Genomic DNA, 21,713 nt, shown 5'->3' with positions numbered 1-21,713 from the left:
ATCACGTTCAATTATTTGAGTATCCTTATATGTTCAATAGAATAAGCTCAACAGAAGCGCTAATATCTTTGAGACAACCTTCAACCACTTACTAAAATTTGCATATTCATCATTATATTAAGCTTGAGACTCTACGTAGCTTTTAATAAGCTTCCTTCGTATCGGCGCTTGATACATTATATAGTGCATCCTACCATTATGAATGCGCTAAGCTGACAATGTTTGTGCACACTATCCAACATGATGAATCTAATATGGCTACTGACTGACTGCTCTTAAAGACTTTAGAGGCCATTAAAACTGACTGAGCAGTCCGTCATTGTAGGGTCTGAAAACGAGATGTCTTCAATAGTTAAACAGCAACGACACCGAAGCCATTACCCCAAAAAATCATAATACCCCAGAATAGATAAACTAAAATGGCGATAATCATTAAGGTTTGTAATACCATACGTAGTCTTGGAGCGCTTTCACCCATCTTGCCAGACGTAATGTAATCGGTAAATACTGTCCACATACCGACCCAAGCATGGCCAGCAAGCGCCAGTACAGCGACTAAACTGAATAGACGCATTGGTAAGCTGGTCATAAAGTCTGACCACTCAATAAAGGTCACATTACCATGTGTCAAAAAGAAGCCCAGTAATACAACACTATAGACTGCCAATACGACAGCACTAATACGCTGGACAATCCAGTCACGTGAGCCTGAACCTGTCAGACCGGTGGCGCTTTTGATTCCTGAATCATTTTTTATCATTAGAACATCACCCATACAAATGACGCGACAATTAGAATCGCTGCAATCACAAAACTGACCATAGAGGCAATACGGCCAGATTTCAGCTCCTCATTCATGCCCATATCAGCAAATAAGTGCTTCATACCCATCACAAAATGATAAGCAATTGCGGCAACAAATATCCATGCTAAGAAGCGAATAAAGACGTTATCAAACACGGTTTCAAAGCTCTCAGGCGAGGCCAAAGAGGTCTGTAATAACCAAAGCATGACAGGAATTAATAGAAATAGAATAATGCCAGATATACGATGTAAAATTGAAGCTATCGCAATCGGTGAGCGATTAACGCTAATCACTTGGCTCAAAGGCAGATCAATAGGTCGGTTGCTTTTCACAGCGGGCATCCTTTTTGCGGTTATACTCCTGTGTCTACTAACAACGCTAAGTAGGAATTGATCCTACTAAACATCCAGCAACACATGAGACGAATAAAGTAAGGAAGAGCTAGCTGACTGTGCTAATTAAGAAGTTAACAATTAACTGTTTATGCTGCACCTACTCATTATCGTGAGCACTTATTAGTTATTCACTGACGATAAAACATAAATGAATAACAAGGCTATGCTGTCATTGAAGCGATCTGTTGTTTTGTTTATCTACCATTAATATAATAGTTGGCTGTACAGTTAACTGGTCTATTTTTAATTAGTTCTTTAAGGCAAAAAAGATAACGCTACTCGGTCATCTTTTCTAAAATGAACTGAATCATAGTCAATCTAAAAATAGAACAAACAACGACAGCATTCAAGTCATAAACTATTGTTATGCTTGCAAATTAACATATTAACTTTAACAAAAAGCATTCGGTTAAGCATTTAATGAACCAACATACGCTAGCGAGCATTTACTAAAACAAAGTTAGCATCAGTCAAATCACGCCATTATAAAATGGCTAGCCAACAATTACAAATTTATCCCTTAAATAGTGAATATCGTGGCTGTCTTAACATAAAGTCAATTATCTGTAATAGAATTGTCGTAAACCTACTACTCTTTTATTGATAGTAGCTTTTATGGTTTTACTCTACTAGGTATGCACTGTCTGTTTTCAACCGTATTAATATAAAATTTAGTATAACTAAACAATTAAAAAGAGTCATTTTATATCATGATAATAGTCATCATGTTACTCTGCTAAAAACACTTAATTTACTATAAATAAGCAAGCAGACATATTTTGATACAAAAATTACCCGATAGAAATACCCTGAAACCACGTAAATTGGGGGAATGGCTGTCAAAAGTCTTTTCTAATTGTGCCGAATTACTGGTAACATAGCCAGAATCTGAAATTAGTTGAATCCGTATTTGTTCATGTGACGACACGAAGTTATGTGTCGTTAGTACTTTTACTCTAACAAGCTAAAACCAATGGAGATGAAATTATGGCTGATAACAACGCCACCCTAACAGTAGATGGTAAGGAATACCAACTTCCAATTATTAAAGGCACTTTAGGGCGCCCGGTTATCGACGTTGCCGCTTTACAAGAATCTGGTTATTGGTCTTATGATCCCGGTTTTAAAGTTACTGCTCCTGTCGAGTCAAAGATTACTTTTATCGATGGTGGTAAAGGCGAGTTATTACATCGCGGCTATCCTATCGATCAGTTAGCGAACAATGCTGAGTATTTAGAAGTTGCTTATGCTCTTGTTCATGGTGATCTACCTACTGCTGAGCAAAAAGCAGACTTTTTTGAAAAAATCCGTAAGCATTCAGGTGTTCATGATCAACTGCGTAAGTTCTTTGAAGGCTTCCGCCGTGATGCGCATCCAATGGCAATTATGGTTGGTGTCGTTGGTGCTTTATCAGCGTTTTACCATGATAAATTAGATATCAGTGATGAGAATCATCGTGAAATCACTGCTATCCGTCTGATTGCTAAAATGCCAACGCTTGCTGCGATGAGTTATAAATACTCACAAGGCGAACCGTTCATGTATCCACGTAACGACTTTAATTATGCAGAAAACTTCTTATATATGATGTTTGCAACCCCTGCTGACGTTGACTATAAAGTAAACCCTGTGATTGCCAAAGCAATGGACAAGATCTTTACTTTACATGCTGATCATGAGCAGAACGCTTCAACGTCTACGGTACGTTTGGCTGGTTCTACTGGCGCTAACCCTTATGCTTGTATCGCTGCTGGTATCGCTGCGCTATGGGGGCCATCACATGGTGGCGCTAACGAAGCTGTCCTTGAGATGCTTGATGAAATCGGTTCAGTTGAAAACGTACCTGCATTTATGGAAAAAGTGAAGAGCCGTGAAGTGAAGCTAATGGGCTTTGGTCACCGTGTCTATAAAAACTTTGATCCACGTGCCCAAGTCATGAAAGAGACTTGTGACGAAGTATTAGGTGCCCTAGGTATCAATGATCCTAAGCTTGAGCTTGCAATGGCACTTGAAAAGATTGCTCTAGAAGACCCGTTCTTCGTTGAGCGTAACCTATATCCAAACGTTGACTTTTACTCTGGCATTATCTTAAAAGCCATTGGTATCCCAACGTCAATGTTTACCGTTATTTTCTCGCTAGCTCGTACCTCTGGTTGGATCAGCCATTGGTTAGAGATGCATAGCGCACCGTTCAAAATCGGTCGTCCACGTCAGCTATATACTGGTGAAACGCATCGCGATTTCGTTAAAGTTGAAGACCGTAAGTAAGTTTAATTAGATATTAAAACAATAAAAAATCCCGCCATTGTGCGGGATTTTTTATTGTCGTTTAAATGAATAGTTTGAGCGCTTATAAGCAATTATCAGAAAAGTACGTATTGAAAAAAGAAGCCATTCAAGAGGATTACAGAAGCGGTTACTGAAACTCTTGTAAAGTCTGCTCGTATTTAGCGATTTGCTCATCATAGTCTTTGATAGTGTCATTAAACTTCGTCATTAGAACTTCAAATTCTTGCTGTTGCTTTAATTTCATTTGCTGCATATCGAGCGCTTGTTGAGCTTCTATCTGCTGCCATACTTGATGCTGGATGATTAAGCGTGCTAGTGCGGGGCTCTTTACACTTACTCTCTCAGCAATCTCTGCATGTTCAAATAACTGCGGCACTAGAGTAGCGATATTTAGTAAAGTGTCTGTATCTTGAGCACTAAGCGCGGTAGTCGCTGGCTCATAAAGCGCTTGCATCGCTTGTTGATAACGTTCGATAATTTCTTCTTCAGTTAATACTTCAGGTCTGCGCGGCTCAAGGCTAATACGCTTTAGTACCTCTAGATCACGCTCCCCCACTTCAGTACTAGTATTTATCTCAACTTCGGCATCATTCGTAGCTACCTCGTTAGTAGCTTCAATATCTGCATCATTGGTTATAGGGTCAGCAGTGGCGCTAACTGTAGAATCGGGGCTATTAGTATTAGTCGTATCATCGACTGGCTCAGATGCACTATCAAGCAACAAGGCATTATCGCTATCAGAAGCATCAGCTGCTTGTAGTGCCTCAAACTCTGCTTGCAAACGTCGTTGTAGACCTTGCATCTGGACGACGTACAAAGGCTGAAACTGCTCGATACGCGCTTCAGCTGAATCACTCAATGGCGCAGGCTTAGCATTTTCAGCATCAATTTGTGTGCTTGTTTGACTGTCATTGTCAGATTCCGTAGTTTCTGACTGTTGCTGACAACCTGCCAGCATCAATGTTCCTGCAAGTATCGCTACTATTAAATTAGGTGTTCGCCATAAATGAACAGTAGCACCCTGATGACTAGGGTTTTTTGGTCGAACGGTATCAAGCTTTGAGTTCCAAAAAGTAAAAATCACGGCACAATTCCTTTGTTAAAAGCTAATATAGCAGATAGAATTTGTTGTTAATTCTTATGGTTAATATTAATTTAATTATATTTTATAATAGCGGTTATGAGACCTTAGTTGAAGGTTAAACTGTGAATGGTTTATTAGTACGCTTAGTCTCCGCGTTAGAGCCTACCGTCAAAAAAGGAATACAGGCTTCTAGATCTTGACAGTCTTGACCAAGCTGATGGCGGACGAAATAATCCTGCACCATGCGTGCTTGCTGCTCAATACCGTATTTAAAAAATGGCTTACCCAGCTCTAAGTCATAATCATAGCGACGATCAACAAGGGCGCCGCGAATCACTTTTAAACCTTGCTGCAATTGCCAAACGTGAGTAAGCTCATGAATTAGCCAGCTTTGCTTACTAAGAGTGGCATTGCTAAAGTCTGCTATCCAGTCCTCCGGATGAAAATATATATTTCCATTAGGGCTGACTGCGTAATTTTTGAGTACCCACCAAGCCGTTTTTAACCGCACTGCCTCAAGATCGATACCACCGCCAAAGACTGAACGCGCTAACATGATCTCACCTGCACTAAGCTTACGTGATTGCTTGGCAAAACGACTTGATAAACGCAGGCTTTGACTCAATAACTGCTTTACGGAATGTGTCATAGGCGATGAATATCTCCATGGTTAATGTTTAGCACTGACAGCTAATAGATGGATTAATAGGCTATAAATAAAGCCTATGACCATAAAATAAAAGTGCAAAGGACATAAGTTGTACACTTGTATGGCTTTTTTGAACCAAAAGTGCCCTAACCTTTGCTTTAATTATCAGTGACTTTTTAATAATATTTATTAAAAAATTACTGATAATAACTACTAAAAAATTTACTTAAATTATCATTTGTCTGATTTCATATAATTTCGATATTACTATCATGGTTACTATCTTATGATGTAAAGAAGAGCTGTGCATAGATAACTCATATCGTACAGTAAGCACAGTTGCTACTGTAGCGGATTTATATGAGGTTCAATACAAAAACATAGAGAGTCTTATGGCCCCTAACTTTCATGCTGATACGCCACTTGCCCAGCGCATGCGCCCCAATTCCCTTGACGATATCATCGGTCAAGCGCACTTATTAGCGGAGGGTGCACCTCTACGGCGCTTGGTCGAACAGAATCATCTGCCTTCGATTATCTTGCATGGGGAGGCAGGTATTGGTAAAACTACTATTGCCATGCTATTAGCTGATGCAGTTGGGCGACCTTTTCATGCACTCTCAGCACTTAATACTGGCGTAAAGCAGTTACGTGAGGTGTTAGACAGCAAGGACTCTTTAAGCTTTGAATCACCAGTGGTTTTTATCGATGAGATTCATCGCTTTAATAAAGCACAACAAGATGCATTATTGGGCGCTGTCGAATCCGGTGATATTACCTTGATTGGGGCCACTACAGAAAACCCTTCATTTAGTGTCAATAATGCCCTACTCTCACGCTGCCAAGTATATCGCTTAGAACCACTCATCGCAGAGCAAATCGCGACCGTACTAACGCGTGCTATTACGGCAGACACGGTATTAAAATCGCTATCTATTGACTTGCAAGCACAGGATTTTATTAGCCAGTTAGCGCATGGCGATGCACGTAAAGCATTAAACCTGTTAGAGCTTGCAGTACAAACCGCTGACCCAAAGCAGTCGCCGATTATTATTAATGATGAGCTGGTTGGCCGAGTCGCTCAAACAGCATTAGTGCGCTACGATAAAGATGGCGAGCAGCATTACGATATTGTCTCAGCGCTGATAAAGTCCGTACGCGGCTCTGATCCTGATGCCGCTTTATACTGGATGGCGCGAATGCTAGTTGGCGGTGAGCCTGCTGACTTTATTGCTCGGCGCTTAGTCATTTTGGCCAGCGAAGATATCGGCAATGCCAATCCTAATGCCTTATTACTTGCTGATGCTGCTTTACGCAGTGTGCAATCAATCGGTATGCCGGAAGCGCGAATCATCCTAGGGCAAGTAGTGGTTTATCTGGCGACCAGTGCTAAGAGCAATAGCACCTACAATGCTATTAATGCTGCGATGGCGCTGGCAGAAAAAGATGCTTCACCTGTACCGCTCCATCTCCGTAATGGGGTGACCAAGCTTATGCGTGAACAAGGTTATGGCAAAGGCTACGCTTATCCGCACAACTATCCCAATCATTATTATCCGCAGACTTATTTGCCTGATAATCTGGTGGGTACACGTTTTTATGAGTTTGCAGATAACCAACGCGAACAACATAGTAAGCAGTTTATGGACTGGCTCAAAAGCCAAGCCGCTAGCAATAACTAAAGAAAGCTTTCGTTACATCCCTTGTTATGCTTCAGATTATTTTTTTTAAATGGCTAGCGCTAAATAGCAGGAATTAACTAATTAAACACTCTGGTCTAACGATGAAACCGTACGCCATGGCAAAAAAACCTTTAAAATATGCTGAAAGTGACAATATACCAACAGCAACAATGCGCCAAAAGCAACAAAGTTTAGATGATCATTAAATCTTAACCAATGACTGTTAGCAACTTACGACAATTACAGCCCTTTAGCCTATCTGCTACAATGGGCTGATAAAATTTTATACCCCTACATATCTATAAATAATAAATCATTGAGACTTCTTATGAGTTTAAATACGATTCCTGAAATTATTGAAGACATTCGCGCCGGTAAAATGGTCATTTTGATGGATGATGAAGATCGCGAAAACGAAGGTGATATCATCATGGCGGCCACGCATGTCCGTCCTGAAGACATTAACTTTATGATTACCCATGCCCGCGGCTTGGTATGCTTAACCTTGTCACAAGCGCGTTGCCAACAGCTTGCATTGCCACTCATGTCAGATCGTAACGAAGCAAAATTCAGTACCAACTTTACTGTTTCTATTGAAGCTGCTGAAGGCGTTACTACTGGTATTTCTGCAGCGGATCGTGCACGCACCATCCAAGCAGCAGTCTCATCAGCGGCAAAACCAGAAGATATCGTTCAACCTGGGCATATCTTCCCAATCATGGCACAAAATGGTGGCGTATTACACCGTGCCGGACATACCGAAGCTGGCTGTGATTTAGCACGCCTAGCAGGACTTGAGCCTGCAGCCGTTATTGTAGAGATTATCAATGCCGATGGTACGATGGCGCGCCGTGATGACCTTGAGATATTCGCCAAAGAACATGATATCAAAATCGGCACCATTGCTGACCTTATCAACTATCGCATCGCTAATGAGCAAACGGTAGAAGAGATTGAATCGCATCCGTTTGAGACTGAATATGGTACTTTCACTCTGCATCGTTTCCGCGAGTTTGGTGCTGATGAGACTCATATAGCCTTGGTAAAAGGCAATGTTAGCGAAGGCATTAGTACCGTACGTGTACATGGCTTCCATCCGCTACGTGATTTATTTGCGGCTAAAAACGATACCACAGGACGCAGTGGTTGGAGCGTACAATCAGCTCTAGAAGAAATCAGTGCTTCAGAACGTGGTGTCTTGGTTTGGATTGGTAGCCATCAACCAATCGACTTGGGAGATGCGTTAGATAAAGCCTCTGAAAACCAGTCGCTCTCAACTATCGCCCAGCAGCCTTATCGCAGTATTGGTGTTGGCGCGCAGATTTTACGCCACCTAGGTGTACGCGATATGCGCCTTTTATCATCGCCAATGAAGTTCTATGCGCTATCAGGCTTTGAGCTAAATGTCATCGATTTTATTCATGCACCAAAGCAAGATTAAACGACTAACCAGCTTAAGTTAATTTGCTAAAACCATTGTGATAAACAATTAAAAAATCGCTCAAAAAGATTATTCAAAAAAGGCACGCTAATCTGATTAGCGTGCCTTTTTATTATTTAACTCTTTTATCGTTTAGCTTCAGCTCAATGACGCATATTATAACTTAGGGGTGTGAGCTACTTTTTGTTCAAGCACTAACAAACGCGCACGCTCCTCGATTGTCCATGGCAACTTAGTTTTGCCATCACTCTCTAGTCGTACTATCACTGCCTCAGCAGTAGCGACTACGGCTTGCTGCGCACAGCTATAATAACTATATTCTATGACGATACTGGTCGCGCCCAAGCGTTGACAGCGCACGCCCAGTAATAGAGTATCAGGGTATACGACTGGACGTAAATATTGACAGCTAGACTGGGCCAGCACAGTGACCATACTGCCATCAAACATACCTAAGGTCTGCAAATAAGCGATGCGCGCTGACTCAGCATAACGATAAAACACCACATTATTTAAATGATTAAAGGCATCCATCTCACCCCAATGTATGGGCTGAGTATGTATTACTGGATAATTTGCCAATTCAGCAGGATAGCTATCGTCTGGTATGTCAGCTGTTAATCTTATTTCATGACTAGCGTTGTTCATAAACCACCTTAATCTGTATTTTTAATATATCAGAATCTAAAATGCCCAAACATCTATCAATCTAATATAACTTAACGCTTAGGCTTATCCAAAATCTGAGTAGTCAATAAAGGCTTAGGCTTGGGCGCATCAGCAATCAGTTTATCAAGCCAAACAATTACCTCTGTGATGTTCTCTGGCGCTTCCGTAGCCGTTGGACTTTGTTGACCTTTATTAATTTGGTCGGTGTCTGTAGCAGAGGACTGTGCTGTTTTACTAGCATTATTTTTCTGAGTACTGGAAGTGTTTTTAACCAACGTTTGTAACTGCTCACGCGCTTGGCTTAAACATACAATCAGCTGATCTTGCTCACGCATATTGCTGGCTTGAATAGCTAGATTCAGAGTCATGATGACTTCATGAATAGTTAACTGCTGACGGTTTAATGGAGCACTATTATTATGTACTTTGTTAGTAGCCGTACGCGCTGAACCAGTAGTAGTATCAGAAGATGTCTTTGTATTATTATTGCGGTTACTATCAGGATAACTAATATCATTACGACTAATTTTGCGATCGTAACTGTGCAAAAAATCTTGAATGTTTTGAATGGCCAAGTTTTGTAATTGCCATGGACTAGGCTGTGAGCTTTGCGCTTGTAAACGCTCAATATCTTTGGTCAAGCTTTCTTTAATGACAATTGTCAACGCTGGCGATATCTCATTATTATCTTGTGACAGTTGCCATAGTAAACCACGTAGCAATTCAATTGATGCCTTATAATTATTATCAGCGAGTAGTCTGTCTGCTACCTGCATTTGAATACGCAATAAATTGAGCTGATTTTGAGCTTGATTACTGACGGCTGTATTTGGCTCTGGTAGGCTCTGTTGACTGATTGAAAATAAACGGTCGTCCATCTCATTTAGACGGCTGACTACATGCTCATTACTTTGCAGACGTTCATTGATTTGGTTTTGAAAACGTTGCTGAGCAACATATAGCCAAACTAAGGCAATGACTAATAATAAGATAAACAACCATTGCAAACGTAATAACAAGATATTCGCCTGCCGACGCTGCTGATTTACAGATAATGTATCAGCTGTAGAAGTTTTAAATTCGGTTGACATAAGACAGCACCGTTATTGGTAGTTTTAATGACACTTAAAAATGAGCAAATAAGGTAGGTTTGTCGTTTTACTCTCTATTTACAGACAATTCTGCTTAAAGAACATTCTGCACAATCGCTGCCAAAATAGTCGCAGGAGATAAGTCTTCTACTCGCCAATAGCTTACTTGCTCAGCTGCTACCATATCAGCTAAGCGCTCACCCAATACCACATAATTAAAATCTGCTAATGTTGGTAACACTGTACGTTCTATAGCAAAATCTGCATCTGACTGCGCTTGCTCGACTACGCTTGACCAGTGTTCAAATGCTGTACCACTACTAATAATAACGATAGGCTTAGCAGCTTGTAGTTGAGTAACCTGCTGCGATTGTACTTTATTTTGCCTAATAAACTGCTTAAGCCATTGCTTATAATTTGTACTGGCATCGGTAGGTAAAGTACGCTCATACCAAGCAATACTATCAATATGTACCCCGCGCGCCTTTAACGTATCGACCAATAATCGTCGCCCACCCAGTCCACGCCAAATCAGAAATTTATCGCCCGCTTGTAGATGCTCAATCTCCGGCATGGCTAGCATACCTTCGTTATTGGCAATAGTCGGTTGTAATATTGGATAGTTAAATGGCAGTTTGGGATCTTGCAAAACAGAAGCTGTCGCTTCCCCTACTGCAATCAAATGACTTGGTGCTTTGTTAACATTAAGCATATCTGACTCTGACAACGCACCATTATCAGATGGTTTATTGGTTTGTTCAAGAGCTTGCCATACTGCCAATCCTGCTGCTGCCGCAGTAGGGCTGACGATAACGAGCGCTTCATAACTACCTGCTAACCAATCACGCATCAACTCGATATCTGTATCATTTACCGCGCGCGATTGTAGCGTTAGCATTGGCATCTCGATTACGGTCAGACCTGCAGCCTGCAAATGCTCTGTTAAGGGTGTTGCACGCTCTAACGGACGAGTATTGATTACGACTGCTGGCGGTAATGATAAATTATCAATTGACTGAGACGACAATGCGCAAGACATAGACCTACCACTGCTCAAAAGATTGTGTAATTAGATACCGCTACTACAGATAGTGAACACCTATTCAACTTAGTGTTATCTGTATTAGCGGCGTAACATACTACTTATTGTTTATATAAATACTTATGACTAAGTATAATTACGGATGATAAATCGCAGCCAAAATAGCGCCAGCACCATCGGCAAGTAGCATCTTGGCGACATCGATACCTAATTGATTGGCCTGTGCTTCTTTCTCTGCTTGCGTTCCAGTCAATGCAATACGCTTTTCAGCCTTTAGCAATTCACTACCATCTGCTTGTCCGACTCGGCCACGTAGCCATAAGTTATGACCGCTATCATCGTTATCATAATCGGTAGTGATTTCTTTAGCGTTATCAGCATGCAATACCGCATAAGCGGCAATCGGAACTTGGCAACCACCTTCTAAATGACGATTTAAAGCGCGCTCAGCGATTAAGCGAATGCGCGCCTTATCATCGTTAAGCGGGGCAAGCAGTGCCAATACATTTGCATCATCTTCACGGCATTCAATTGCTAATGCCCCTTGACCAACAGCTGGTAGGCAGGTATCGATCGCTAACTCACCACGAATACGCTCATCAAGCTCGATGCGCTGTAGGCCACTGGTTGCCAAAATAATGGCATCGTAGTCGCCTGCATCAAGTTTGCCTAAACGTGTACCCACGTTACCGCGCAAGGTCTTGATTTGTAGATCTGGACGATAGGCTTTGATTTGACATTGACGGCGTAAACTTGCGGTACCAACGACCGCGCCTTGTGGTAATTCATCAATACTATTATAAGTGTTAGAGACAAATGCATCCGTTGGCGCTGCACGTTTGCAATAAACGCCAAGTGTTAAACCTTCAGGCAACTGCATAGGGACATCTTTTAGTGAATGCACAGCAATATCTGCCTGCCCATCATATAGTGCTTGCTCAAGCTCTTTAACAAATAAGCCTTTACCGCCTATTTTTGCTAGTGGGGTGTCTAAAATCTTGTCACCTTTAGTGATGATTTTTAGTAAATTGATAGTCATCTCTGGATACAGTTCCAGCAATCGATCACGAATATGCTCTGCTTGCCATAAGGCAAGCGGGCTTTGACGTGTGGCGATATTTAAGGTATGCAAAGCAGATGGCTGCGTGGTACTCATGATAGGCCTCAAGATTATTAAGTGCTATATTGTTAATACTATGTTTGATGCGTCAGAAAATTTATTATTTACAAGCTTTTAATAGGTGCAAAAATTTTTATCTGACGCAAAAAAATACCCCTATTTAAGCATAAATAAGGGTACGAAGATATGGTCGAGATATTTTGGTTGTTACTAGCTATTCATAAAGGCGTTAGCTTCTAGAATATGTTGTTGAAGACACCTATCTCTGAGTCATTTCTATAATAAGAAGCCATGGTTACATACTTTGAATCTTTTCTCGTAGCGCTGGTAGATGTCGACGACTAACCGCTAAAGTCTCATCAAGACCTTTAAAGCGTACTTGATATTGCCCAGAATCTATGGTTTCTAAGTAATCCAAAAAGCTTAGATTGATGATGGCATTACGATGGACCCGAAACAGTCGGCTCTCAAATTCTTGCTCAAGCTCTTTTAAAGTCTCATCTATGAGTACTGTGCCTTCTTTATGACGGACTTTGACGTACTTTTGGTCAGCAGTAAAGTAGTAGATATCTTTGAGTTTAATCAGCTCGACGCCACGATGTGTACGTGCTGCAATATGTTCACGCACAGGACGAGCAGTCGGGTCTTCAAGTTTACGAATCTCATTCAATTGCGCGGCATTCAGGTTTTTTGCTTGACTCAACGCTTCTAACAATTCATCTTTATTTGCAGGCTTGAGTAAATAGCCTATCGCATTGGCTTTAAACGCTGCAATGGCATAATGGTCGTAGGCTGTAACAAAAATGATAGCTGGCGGATGCTCAAGCTCATTAAGTGCTTGTGCACAGCGTACCCCATCCATTTCTGGCATTCGTATATCGAGCAATATTATATCAGGCTGCTGTATTTTTACTGCAGTGATGGCCTCAGCACCAGTCGTTGCTTGGGCGACCACCTCGTACCCTGATTCTTGCACGATTCTGACCAAGCGCTCACGAGCAAGTGGCTCATCATCACAAACTACGATTCGCATGTAGATTCCTCTTTTACAGCATAATAAATATATTTTAACTACTCTTGATATTATTTTGTATAAATTCGTAGTAGCCCAGCATACATAAAAGTAATTATTTAATAACTCTATGATTAATTAGTTAGACACCGATAATTCGTATTTATCTTACTCCAACCAGGCTATAAAACCTGCATGAGTTTTGGAAAGCGTTTGTCATCTATATGTTATTAAAACAGACAGCTTGACGATGATATTCATATAGTTTTTGATTCAAACCCTGTAGCTACCAATCAATCAACCTAAGTGCATACGAGTGATTAAGTCTCCAAAATATGGTTATGCAAGATAAGCAGCAATAAATATGCCATGTTTGAATTGACGGTAGCGATACTCGAATGAAAGGTGAAAAAATGGTCGATTTAAGTTGTGTAATAAGAAAAACTAAAATCCTACATCATGTAGAGGGTAGTTAATCACGGTCACAATTCGCTCGTTGGTGACATCACTTTGTATATTAGCACTTTGATCAAAATAGGCTCTGAGACGCTCAGCTTGGATATAAAAGTTCACATGGCGACGTAAGTCATGAACAACCATTAAGGTTTTACTGGGCAGTTGGACCGTAACAGTGATAGTAACGCGATGCTGTTGCCATGTTACAGTAATATCGATAAAAATAGTTTCAGTTGTCATCTCAACGACATTAAGCAGCATTTTTTCAAGAACGCTTTGTAAAGTTAACGCGGTAATTACCATATCATACATGACGTCATCGTCAGGAAGATTCCAATTTACAACCAGCTTATCGCCCAAACGACTCGATTCAATCGCTAAGTAATGCTCACAAAGGGCAACTTCTTCTTCAAAGCTAATTTCGCGCGCGCCATTAAAAGTGGCTCGAAAGAGTGCTGATACATGTTGTAAAAGCTCTGCGGCCTGCGGAGGCTTAGATTCAATAAGTGATACTAAACTATTGACTGTATTGAAGAAAAAATGCGGGGCAATACGTGCTTTTATTAAGTCATTTTGGGCAGTAAGTTTGTGCTCAAATGACTGCTTGAGTGCGATCAGCTCACGATAACGTCTAATAAAGTACAACATAAACACTAAAGTAAAACCGACGGTAATCACAATATTGAATAGTACGTTTAATACAAAGGCTTTACGCTCATAAACCAGCCAGCCAGTATTAATCATAACCAACATGACTAGCGTTACAGACACAGCAGAGGTAATGGTAAATAAAAGTAAGACTTTCATGCTGACATTAATAGGGTTGGCGCGTTTAAAGATAGGCCGCAGATAATCTATTAGATATAAAGACGGGATAATGCTCAAAACATATTGAACAATCCGGCTCAAGAATTTAACGAAGAATTGAGGCCAAGTAGCCAGATCATGACGATCAATCGACGTAACAAACAACGCCCAAAAGAAGATGTAGAGCATCCATTGCCATGGTTTCATCATTTCTGTAAGCCTAGGCATAAAAAACTCTAAGCGCTCAGCTAGCAAGGCAACCTCATCCTTTGCTATACTTGAGCTCTTATTTTCCTGACTTGTCTTAGACCAATATGAACGCCAACTCTTCAAATCCTAGTAATCCCAAGCAAGATAAAAATTCAAATTCACTTGATTTTAGCACAAATGCAGCGGCCACACAGACAAATGCCGCTACCCCTAATCAAGCTGACAGCCCTGCCCACAATGCACAGGGGCAACAAATGTGGGGTGGACGCTTTAGTGAGGCGACCGATAGCTTCGTTGCAGCCTTTACCGCTTCGGTTGGCTTTGACCAGCGCTTTGCGCGACATGATATCGAAGGCTCAATCGCTCACGCTACTATGCTCAAAGAATGTGACATTCTGACGGCTGACGAGGTTGCAACAATTATCGACGGTCTAAAGCAGGTGCTTGTCGAGATTGAAGCAGGCGAGTTTAAATGGTCGATTGCGCTTGAAGACGTGCACATGAACGTTGAGTCGCGCTTAACCGATATCGTCGGTGCAGTGGGTAAAAAGCTGCATACTGGACGTAGCCGTAATGATCAGGTCGCAACTGATATTCGTTTATGGTTGCGTGAAGAAACTGACAATATCATTGCCTTATTGGTACGTCTGCAAAGCGGCCTACTTGACTTGGCTGAACAACATACCGATACCATTATGCCAGGCTTTACCCATTTGCAAACCGCACAGCCTGTCAGCTTTGGTCATCATGTAATGGCATGGTTTGAGATGTTATATCGTGATACTGAACGTCTAGTTGATGCACGCCGCCGTATCAATCAGATGCCACTTGGTAGCGCCGCCCTTGCTGGTACGACCTTCCCAATCGATCGCACTATCACTGCTGAGTTGCTTGGTTTCGAAGGTATTTGCCAGAATTCGCTAGATGCAGTTTCTGACCGTGATTTTGCTATCGAGTTTACTTCAGCTGCCTCTATTTTAATGATGCATATGTCACGCATGAGCGAAGAGATTATTCTGTGGATGTCAGCGCAGTTTAACTTCGTACAGATACCAGATCGTTTTTGTACCGGTTCATCTATTATGCCGCAAAAGAAAAACCCTGATGTGCCAGAGCTGGTACGCGGTAAGGCAGCGCGCGTATTTGGTCAGTTGATGACTTTATTGAGCCTTATGAAAAGTCAGCCGCTTGCCTATAATAAAGACAACCAAGAAGACAAAGAACCTCTATTCGATTGTGTTGATACCTTAACTGGTTCGCTTTTGGCGTTCGCTGATATGTTGCCAAATATTACGCCAAACAAAGAAAACATGCGTGCTGCCACCATGAAAGGTTATGCAACTGCGACCGATTTAGCAGATTATCTCGTACGCCAAGGTGTGGCATTCCGTGATGCGCATGAAGTGGTCGGTAATGCCGTTGCTCTAGGTATTAAAGAGGGCGTTGATTTGAGTGATTTGTCACTTGCCCAACTACAGCAGTTTAGTGATGCTATTGGTGATGATGTGTTTGACTTTTTAACATTAGAAGGTTCATTAGCAGCTCGTGATCATTTAGGTGGCACTGCACCCAATCAAGTTAAGCAAGCTGTCGTTAATGGTCGTGCACGCTTAAAAGTTTTTGCTTAAACGCCTGGTTTAAAAAAACCGCCTTAATATTGTATATTTAACACTCGCTCCTAACATTCACTACTTAGGGCGGGTGTTTTTTATTTGTCATAATACTGGCAAAACTGGTATTAAACAGATTTACGGTTACCTTCTATATACTTGATAGCCTTTGCTAAATCGACCAAGACCGTTATCATAGGTTGATATCGATATTTGACTTAATAAATTAATAGCTTACTTAATAAGGAGCATCTCATGACTGAGAGTTTTAACCCACAAGCCAATACAGTTTTTTGCCGTAAATATCAGCAAGAATTGCCAAAAATGCCGCATCCGCCTTTTCCTAATAAAAAAGGTCAAGAGCTACAAGAAACGGTATCTGACAAAGCGTGGAAAGAATGGCTTGAGCATCAGACGATGCTTATTAATGAGAACCATTTAAGCATGATGGATCCTGCAGCCAAAAAATTCTTAACCGAACAGCGTGATAAGTTTTTGGATAATGAAGACTATGAGCGTGCACAAGGTTGGACGCCAGAGGCTTAAGGTTTACACTTTTGAACCTGATACTATTAAACTTGGTAAATGACTATAATTCGCCATAGAAGTTTGCTAGTATAAAGTTGATTCACAACACTGACAGACTCGGGGTGCGGTGTATTAAAGGCTCGCTTTACTAAACTTACTTTATTAAAGTAATCGCCTTTGTACATTCGCTGAGAGATCACCCGCCGAACCTGATGCGGTTAGTACCGACGCAGGGAAGTCTTAAGCAATGGTTATATATGTGCAAAGGGCGTGCAGAAATGCCTTTTTATTACCGTCACTATTTTTTGTCGCTTGCCAAGCGCTATATAATGACGAATGATACGAAGCTGCGTCTACCAATTTCTAAAATAATTTACTAGATCTAAGTTTAGTAGAGTAATCATTTTATTTAAATTGATATCGCATGGATAACTAATGCTTACCCCGCAGCTACTGGCGGTGTTGATTTTATTCAAAAACCAACACGCTAGGACACCATATGACTATCTCAGACATTACCTCGAACACAAAAGCTGCTCAAACCCATATCCCAGCTAATGCTTCGCTCAACGCGACTGACAGCAAAGCGGATAAAAAAGCAGATGCCCTAAAAACACCTGCCCATCGCCATCAAACAGACGCGCGCTTTGAAGAAGATGCCCGCGACTTACACCGTATCTTGCCCGCCTCCCGTAAAATTTATATCGAAGGCTCAAGACCCGATATTCAAGTACCGATGCGCGAAATAACGCTTGATCCAACCCCTGTGCAAGGCATTTCTGAGAACGAATGGGAGCAAAACCCACCGTTTTATGTCTATGACACATCAGGTGTTTATACTGATCCCAATGTTGAGATTGACCTCACCAAAGGATTGCCAAAATTACGTGAAGGCTGGATAAACGAGCGCGGAGATACCGAGCAGTTAAAAGGTCTATCAAGTCAGTATGGACAAACGCGCGCCCGTGATATTAGCACTGCCAACTTACGATTTGCCCACATTGATAAACCTCGCCGTGCAAAAACAGGCAAAAATGTCACGCAAATGTACTATGCTCGTCGCGGCATTATCACCCCTGAAATGGAGTATATCGCCATTCGTGAGACGCAAAAGCAGCACGAGTTGACTGATATGCGTCAACATGATGGTGAGAGCTTCGGTGCTAATACGCCGAAAATTATCACCCCTGAATTTGTACGTGATGAAGTTGCCGCTGGACGCGCAATTATCCCTAATAACATCAATCACCCTGAATCTGAGCCGATGATTATCGGACGCAATTTCCTAGTAAAAATTAACGCCAATATCGGTAACTCAGCACTCGGCTCCTCTATTGACGAAGAAGTGTCAAAAATGACGTGGGCAACACGTTGGGGCGCAGACAACATTATGGATTTATCGACCGGCAATCATATTCATGAAACCCGTGAATGGCTAATTCGTAACTCACCAGTGCCGATTGGTACGGTCCCTATTTATCAAGCGCTAGAAAAAGTCGATGGCGTCGCTGAAGATTTAACATGGGAGATATTCCGCGACACCTTGATTGAACAAGCAGAGCAAGGCGTGGATTATTTCACTATTCATGCAGGTGTACTGCTCGATTATGTACCGATGACTGCCGAACGCCTTACAGGCATTGTGTCACGTGGTGGCTCAATCATGGCGCAGTGGTGCATGGCGCACCAACAAGAAAGCTTTTTGTACACTTACTTTGAAGATATCTGTGAGATTATGAAAGCCTATGATGTCGCCTTTAGTTTGGGTGATGGTCTGCGTCCTGGTTGCTTACAAGATGCCAATGATGAAGCGCAATTCAGTGAACTTAAAACGTTAGGTGAGCTGACCAAAGTAGCATGGGAGCATGATGTGCAGGTCATGGTTGAAGGACCGGGTCACGTCGCGATGAACCGTATTAAAGAAAATATGGATTTGCAGCTTGAGCTGTGTGCGGACGCGCCATTTTATACGTTAGGGCCATTAACGACCGATATTGCACCGGGTTATGACCATATCACCAGTGCCATCGGAGCAGCGATGATTGGCTGGTTCGGCACCGCCATGCTTTGTTATGTCACGCCAAAAGAGCATCTAGGTCTGCCCAATAAAAAGGATGTCAAAGACGGCATCATCACTTATAAGATTGCCGCTCACGCTGCCGATCTTGCCAAAGGTCATCCAGGTGCGCAGGCACGTGATAACGCTTTGTCCAAAGCTCGTTTTGAGTTCCGCTGGGATGATCAGTTTAATCTAGCCCTCGACCCTGATACCGCGCGTGAATATCATGATGAAACTTTGCCAAAAGATGCGCACAAATCCGCCCACTTTTGCTCAATGTGTGGCCCAAAATTTTGCTCGATGAAAATCACTCAAAACGTGCGGGAATATGCAGCGGGACTGGATAAAGATGCCGCTAATAAAAAGGTAACGCCTTAAACGGGCGACTTAACCAATGCTGGTCATCTGATTAAAGAAGTAGAAACTGAGCTGGTCGAGCAAGTTGGCAAAGCCAGTGCCGAGGAAGTAAAGGTATGGCAGAGATGACCGAAAAACATCATAGTGAAGGCCGTCAGTTGTATAAAGAGATATAGCTATTCATTTACTAAAATCTAGTTAAAATAAAAAGCTTGAACCTAATTGTTAGGTTCAAGCTTTTTTACGTTAGCATGTAGGAAAAGTGGTTCGATTAAACCTTCGACGCTTTATAAATCTCATCGATTGAGGTATTAATCGTATCAGCAAACTCTTTATCGCTTTGCTGTTTACTCAAACCTTCGGTAAACGCGCGTGAGAAACTGGCAATCATACCTGGGTTTTGCTTAAGCTTTTCGCAAGCATCGCTACGGCTATAACCGCCAGACAATGCAACGACTTTTAATACTTTTGGATGATCAATCAACTCTTGGTAAAAACCAGATTCTTCAGGTAAAGTCAGCTTAAGCATCACTTGCTTATCATCAGCCAAGCGCTCAAGGTTATGTAATAGATTGGTTTTAAGCAGTAGCTCGCATTCGTGCTTCTTATCACTATTGATATCTACTTCTGGCTCAACGATAGGCATAAAACCTTTAGAGATAATTTGCTTAGCCACATCAAACTGCTGCTGGACGACAAGCTCAATACCATCGACACTTGGCTCATAAATCACTGAACGCATTTTAGTGCCAAACACTGGGTAATTTTGGGCTTTATCTAATAATGCATCTAAATTAGGTATTGGACGCATCACTTGTACGCCACTCATTTGTTCTGCTAAGCCTTTATCCACCTTTAAAAAAGGCACGATATTTTTATCTTCCCATAGATAGTTAGCCGTAGGCTTACCATTGACCTCACGATCCATCGTATCTTCGAACAAAATCGCCCCAAGAACACGCTCGCTATCAAAGCAGTCGCAAGTCATAATCCGTACACGCATCTCATGTACAAGATCAAACATGGCTTCGTCATTATCGTACTCATCCCCACTCACACCATAATTCTCAAGTGCCTTAGGCGTGCTTCCACCACTTTGGTCGAGTGCCGCGATAAATCCTGAGCCGTCTTTTATCCGTTGTGATTGCTTTTGATATTCCATTAAGTGTGCATCCTCTAATTATTAATAAGTATCAATTTTACTGTGACACCTTATGCGCTATATGACAACTTGCATACGATCTAACTATAAGTAACTTTACCATAGGACATACTATGTGCCTACATTGAATAAGTTAAGAATTAGTGATTTTTAAGAACAGTTGTTGGATTTATATATGATATCACTATGCTTTATTATATATACTGGTATCAGCATATACAAACTTAACCTTCTATTCCTATTATAAATGTTAAATTGCTCGTGAAATTTACATTGTCTCGTTGTCTAAGCTAAGAACAGTACTGCCACAGCGCTTACTGCTAACAACAATCCCAGCATATTGATACGATTAAGAGATTCTTTAAAGACACCTACTCCAATGATAGTCGCCACTGCGATGACTCCAACGTTCATACCTGTGAATACGATACTTGGTGAGTCAGACAATACTTGATGTGCACGCACATATGCATAAATATTACCCATGTTGAGCGCACCAAGCAGTAATCCTGCGACAAGTGCATTACCTTGCCATCGTATATGAGTGATGAGCAAATAAATAAACAACAACAACCCTGCAAGTCCAAAACTGACAAACAAAGTCAAGGGAAATGCCGTGCCTTGCTTGGCAACTTGTTTGAACAAAATATCAATGATGCCATAACCTGCCCACACCCCAAACAACCATAGGGGTGTTTTGAGTACAGGATTTTTATTGGCAGTCTCAGTAGCTGCCATACTTATACTATTGGTGTTATTGCCACTAGTAGTAGTATTGCCACTGGTATTAGCAATGACAGCTTGCTGCGGACGATAAACCAAGGCTCCTAGTGCCAAAAATCCTAAAGCTAGCCCAAATATGCGCGTGCCAGTCAAAATCTCACCAAATAATAAAAAGGCGGCAACAATAGGAATAATCAATGATAAACGCTGAGCTGCATCGGTTGCCACCATTCCAACGGCTTCAATGGCACGTCCAAGCATTACAAATACGGCGGGCAACAGCACACCAAGAGCGATAATAATGCCCCATGCAGCGCCAAGTGTATTAACACTACTCACATCTGGTTTTAATAAGATAAAAGTCAGTAAAAAGGCGACTGGATAACCAGCAACGATCGTCTGGCGAATATCTATGTTCTTTTGTCGCAATACTTTGAGCAGAACGGAAACAGCGACACTACATAGCACTGCAATCGTTAAATAAATCATTAGCTTCTACCTTTTTAAATCGAAATTTTGCGG

General features: G+C 41.6%; 18 protein-coding genes and 1 riboswitch. Of the genes, 6 read left to right on the top strand and 12 right to left on the bottom strand.

What is annotated here, in order from left to right:
- Positions 1-352: 352 nt before the first annotated feature.
- Together sdhD and sdhC are read right to left on the bottom strand one after the other, a co-directional pair.
- Complete coding sequence (gene sdhD, locus AK823_RS00600) at positions 353-739, bottom strand: succinate dehydrogenase, hydrophobic membrane anchor protein (RefSeq protein ID WP_068038841.1); 387 nt, start codon at positions 737-739, stop codon at positions 353-355.
- Between the two features lie 20 nt (positions 740-759).
- Positions 760-1,146, bottom strand: coding sequence for a succinate dehydrogenase, cytochrome b556 subunit (gene sdhC / locus AK823_RS00595; protein WP_082785585.1), 387 nt, complete (start codon positions 1,144-1,146; stop codon positions 760-762).
- A 1,041-nt stretch (positions 1,147-2,187) separates the two neighbouring features.
- Between sdhC and gltA the strand changes: the two genes are divergently transcribed.
- Entirely contained in the window at positions 2,188-3,468 is a 1,281-nt protein-coding gene (gene gltA / locus AK823_RS00590; RefSeq protein ID WP_068033753.1) for a citrate synthase, read from the top strand.
- A 148-nt stretch (positions 3,469-3,616) separates the two neighbouring features.
- Here the strand turns inward: gltA and AK823_RS00585 are convergent, their stop codons facing one another.
- Both AK823_RS00585 and AK823_RS00580 read right to left on the bottom strand, forming a co-directional pair.
- Entirely contained in the window at positions 3,617-4,573 is a 957-nt protein-coding gene (locus AK823_RS00585) for a hypothetical protein (protein WP_149031829.1), read from the bottom strand.
- Positions 4,574-4,688: 115 nt separating this feature from the next.
- Entirely contained in the window at positions 4,689-5,222 is a 534-nt protein-coding gene (locus AK823_RS00580; RefSeq protein ID WP_068325412.1) for a type IV secretion protein Rhs, read from the bottom strand.
- A 392-nt stretch (positions 5,223-5,614) separates the two neighbouring features.
- On the opposite strand from AK823_RS00580, the gene AK823_RS00575 reads away from it, so the two are divergent.
- Both AK823_RS00575 and ribBA read left to right on the top strand, forming a co-directional pair.
- Positions 5,615-6,904: a replication-associated recombination protein A gene (locus AK823_RS00575; protein WP_068325410.1), complete on the top strand. Its 1,290-nt coding sequence runs from the start codon at positions 5,615-5,617 to the stop codon at positions 6,902-6,904.
- Positions 6,905-7,232: 328 nt separating this feature from the next.
- Complete coding sequence (gene ribBA / locus AK823_RS00570; RefSeq protein WP_068325409.1) at positions 7,233-8,345, top strand: bifunctional 3,4-dihydroxy-2-butanone-4-phosphate synthase/GTP cyclohydrolase II; 1,113 nt, start codon at positions 7,233-7,235, stop codon at positions 8,343-8,345.
- A 156-nt stretch (positions 8,346-8,501) separates the two neighbouring features.
- On the opposite strand, the gene AK823_RS00565 is transcribed toward ribBA, so the two are convergent.
- From AK823_RS00565 to AK823_RS00540, 6 genes are all read right to left on the bottom strand, one after another.
- Positions 8,502-8,993, bottom strand: coding sequence for an acyl-CoA thioesterase (locus AK823_RS00565; RefSeq protein WP_082785584.1), 492 nt, complete (start codon positions 8,991-8,993; stop codon positions 8,502-8,504).
- A 71-nt stretch (positions 8,994-9,064) separates the two neighbouring features.
- Positions 9,065-10,105 (bottom strand): hypothetical protein, encoded by a 1,041-nt coding sequence (locus AK823_RS00560; RefSeq protein WP_068325407.1) that lies wholly within the window; start codon positions 10,103-10,105, stop codon positions 9,065-9,067.
- A gap of 94 nt (positions 10,106-10,199) precedes the next feature.
- Positions 10,200-11,144, bottom strand: coding sequence for a uroporphyrinogen-III synthase (locus AK823_RS00555; protein ID WP_068325405.1), 945 nt, complete (start codon positions 11,142-11,144; stop codon positions 10,200-10,202).
- A 139-nt stretch (positions 11,145-11,283) separates the two neighbouring features.
- A complete protein-coding gene (gene hemC, locus AK823_RS00550) occupies positions 11,284-12,279 on the bottom strand; it encodes a hydroxymethylbilane synthase (protein WP_203226500.1) in 996 nt (331 codons plus the stop codon).
- A gap of 283 nt (positions 12,280-12,562) precedes the next feature.
- The gene (locus tag AK823_RS00545; RefSeq protein WP_068033736.1) at positions 12,563-13,300 is read right to left on the bottom strand and encodes a LytTR family DNA-binding domain-containing protein; all 738 of its coding nucleotides are present in this window, start codon (positions 13,298-13,300) and stop codon (positions 12,563-12,565) included.
- Between the two features lie 423 nt (positions 13,301-13,723).
- Positions 13,724-14,770, bottom strand: coding sequence for a sensor histidine kinase (locus AK823_RS00540; protein ID WP_228138884.1), 1,047 nt, complete (start codon positions 14,768-14,770; stop codon positions 13,724-13,726).
- A gap of 236 nt (positions 14,771-15,006) precedes the next feature.
- Here AK823_RS00540 and argH point away from each other — a divergent pair, with 236 nt between their 5' ends.
- The 3 genes from argH (at position 15,007) to thiC (ending at position 19,327) form a co-directional block, all read left to right on the top strand.
- Entirely contained in the window at positions 15,007-16,380 is a 1,374-nt protein-coding gene (gene argH, locus AK823_RS00535; RefSeq protein ID WP_068325403.1) for an argininosuccinate lyase, read from the top strand.
- A 237-nt stretch (positions 16,381-16,617) separates the two neighbouring features.
- Positions 16,618-16,908, top strand: coding sequence for an oxidative damage protection protein (locus AK823_RS00530; protein ID WP_068033730.1), 291 nt, complete (start codon positions 16,618-16,620; stop codon positions 16,906-16,908).
- A 90-nt stretch (positions 16,909-16,998) separates the two neighbouring features.
- A riboswitch (TPP riboswitch) is annotated at positions 16,999-17,143 on the top strand.
- A 246-nt stretch (positions 17,144-17,389) separates the two neighbouring features.
- Entirely contained in the window at positions 17,390-19,327 is a 1,938-nt protein-coding gene (gene thiC / locus AK823_RS00525) for a phosphomethylpyrimidine synthase ThiC (RefSeq protein ID WP_068325401.1), read from the top strand.
- A 250-nt stretch (positions 19,328-19,577) separates the two neighbouring features.
- Here thiC and AK823_RS00520 read toward each other — a convergent pair whose 3' ends face one another.
- Positions 19,578-20,468, bottom strand: coding sequence for a fructose bisphosphate aldolase (locus AK823_RS00520; protein ID WP_068325399.1), 891 nt, complete (start codon positions 20,466-20,468; stop codon positions 19,578-19,580).
- A gap of 285 nt (positions 20,469-20,753) precedes the next feature.
- On the bottom strand, positions 20,754-21,680 hold the full coding sequence (locus tag AK823_RS00515) for a hypothetical protein (protein WP_068325397.1): 927 nt from the start codon (positions 21,678-21,680) through the stop codon (positions 20,754-20,756).
- Positions 21,681-21,713: the final 33 nt, after the last annotated feature.

The sequence above is a fragment of the Psychrobacter sp. P2G3 genome (genome assembly GCF_001593285.1).
Taxonomy (GTDB): Bacteria; Pseudomonadota; Gammaproteobacteria; order Pseudomonadales; family Moraxellaceae; genus Psychrobacter.
This window is presented reverse-complemented; position numbering and strand designations above follow the sequence as displayed.

Coding starts and splice junctions, on each gene's coding strand:
- AK823_RS00575 (WP_068325410.1), top strand. CDS start 5,615: ATGGCCCCTAACTTTCATGCTGATACGCCACTTGCCCAGCGCATGCGC.
- AK823_RS00560 (WP_068325407.1), bottom strand. CDS start 10,105: ATGTCAACCGAATTTAAAACTTCTACAGCTGATACATTATCTGTAAAT.
- thiC (WP_068325401.1), top strand. CDS start 17,390: ATGACTATCTCAGACATTACCTCGAACACAAAAGCTGCTCAAACCCAT.
- AK823_RS00545 (WP_068033736.1), bottom strand. CDS start 13,300: ATGCGAATCGTAGTTTGTGATGATGAGCCACTTGCTCGTGAGCGCTTG.
- AK823_RS00555 (WP_068325405.1), bottom strand. CDS start 11,144: ATGTCTTGCGCATTGTCGTCTCAGTCAATTGATAATTTATCATTACCG.
- AK823_RS00565 (WP_082785584.1), bottom strand. CDS start 8,993: ATGAACAACGCTAGTCATGAAATAAGATTAACAGCTGACATACCAGAC.
- AK823_RS00520 (WP_068325399.1), bottom strand. CDS start 20,468: ATGGAATATCAAAAGCAATCACAACGGATAAAAGACGGCTCAGGATTT.
- ribBA (WP_068325409.1), top strand. CDS start 7,233: ATGAGTTTAAATACGATTCCTGAAATTATTGAAGACATTCGCGCCGGT.
- AK823_RS00540 (WP_228138884.1), bottom strand. CDS start 14,770: ATGCCTAGGCTTACAGAAATGATGAAACCATGGCAATGGATGCTCTAC.
- argH (WP_068325403.1), top strand. CDS start 15,007: ATGTGGGGTGGACGCTTTAGTGAGGCGACCGATAGCTTCGTTGCAGCC.
- gltA (WP_068033753.1), top strand. CDS start 2,188: ATGGCTGATAACAACGCCACCCTAACAGTAGATGGTAAGGAATACCAA.
- AK823_RS00530 (WP_068033730.1), top strand. CDS start 16,618: ATGACTGAGAGTTTTAACCCACAAGCCAATACAGTTTTTTGCCGTAAA.
- sdhC (WP_082785585.1), bottom strand. CDS start 1,146: ATGCCCGCTGTGAAAAGCAACCGACCTATTGATCTGCCTTTGAGCCAA.
- AK823_RS00515 (WP_068325397.1), bottom strand. CDS start 21,680: ATGATTTATTTAACGATTGCAGTGCTATGTAGTGTCGCTGTTTCCGTT.
- AK823_RS00580 (WP_068325412.1), bottom strand. CDS start 5,222: ATGACACATTCCGTAAAGCAGTTATTGAGTCAAAGCCTGCGTTTATCA.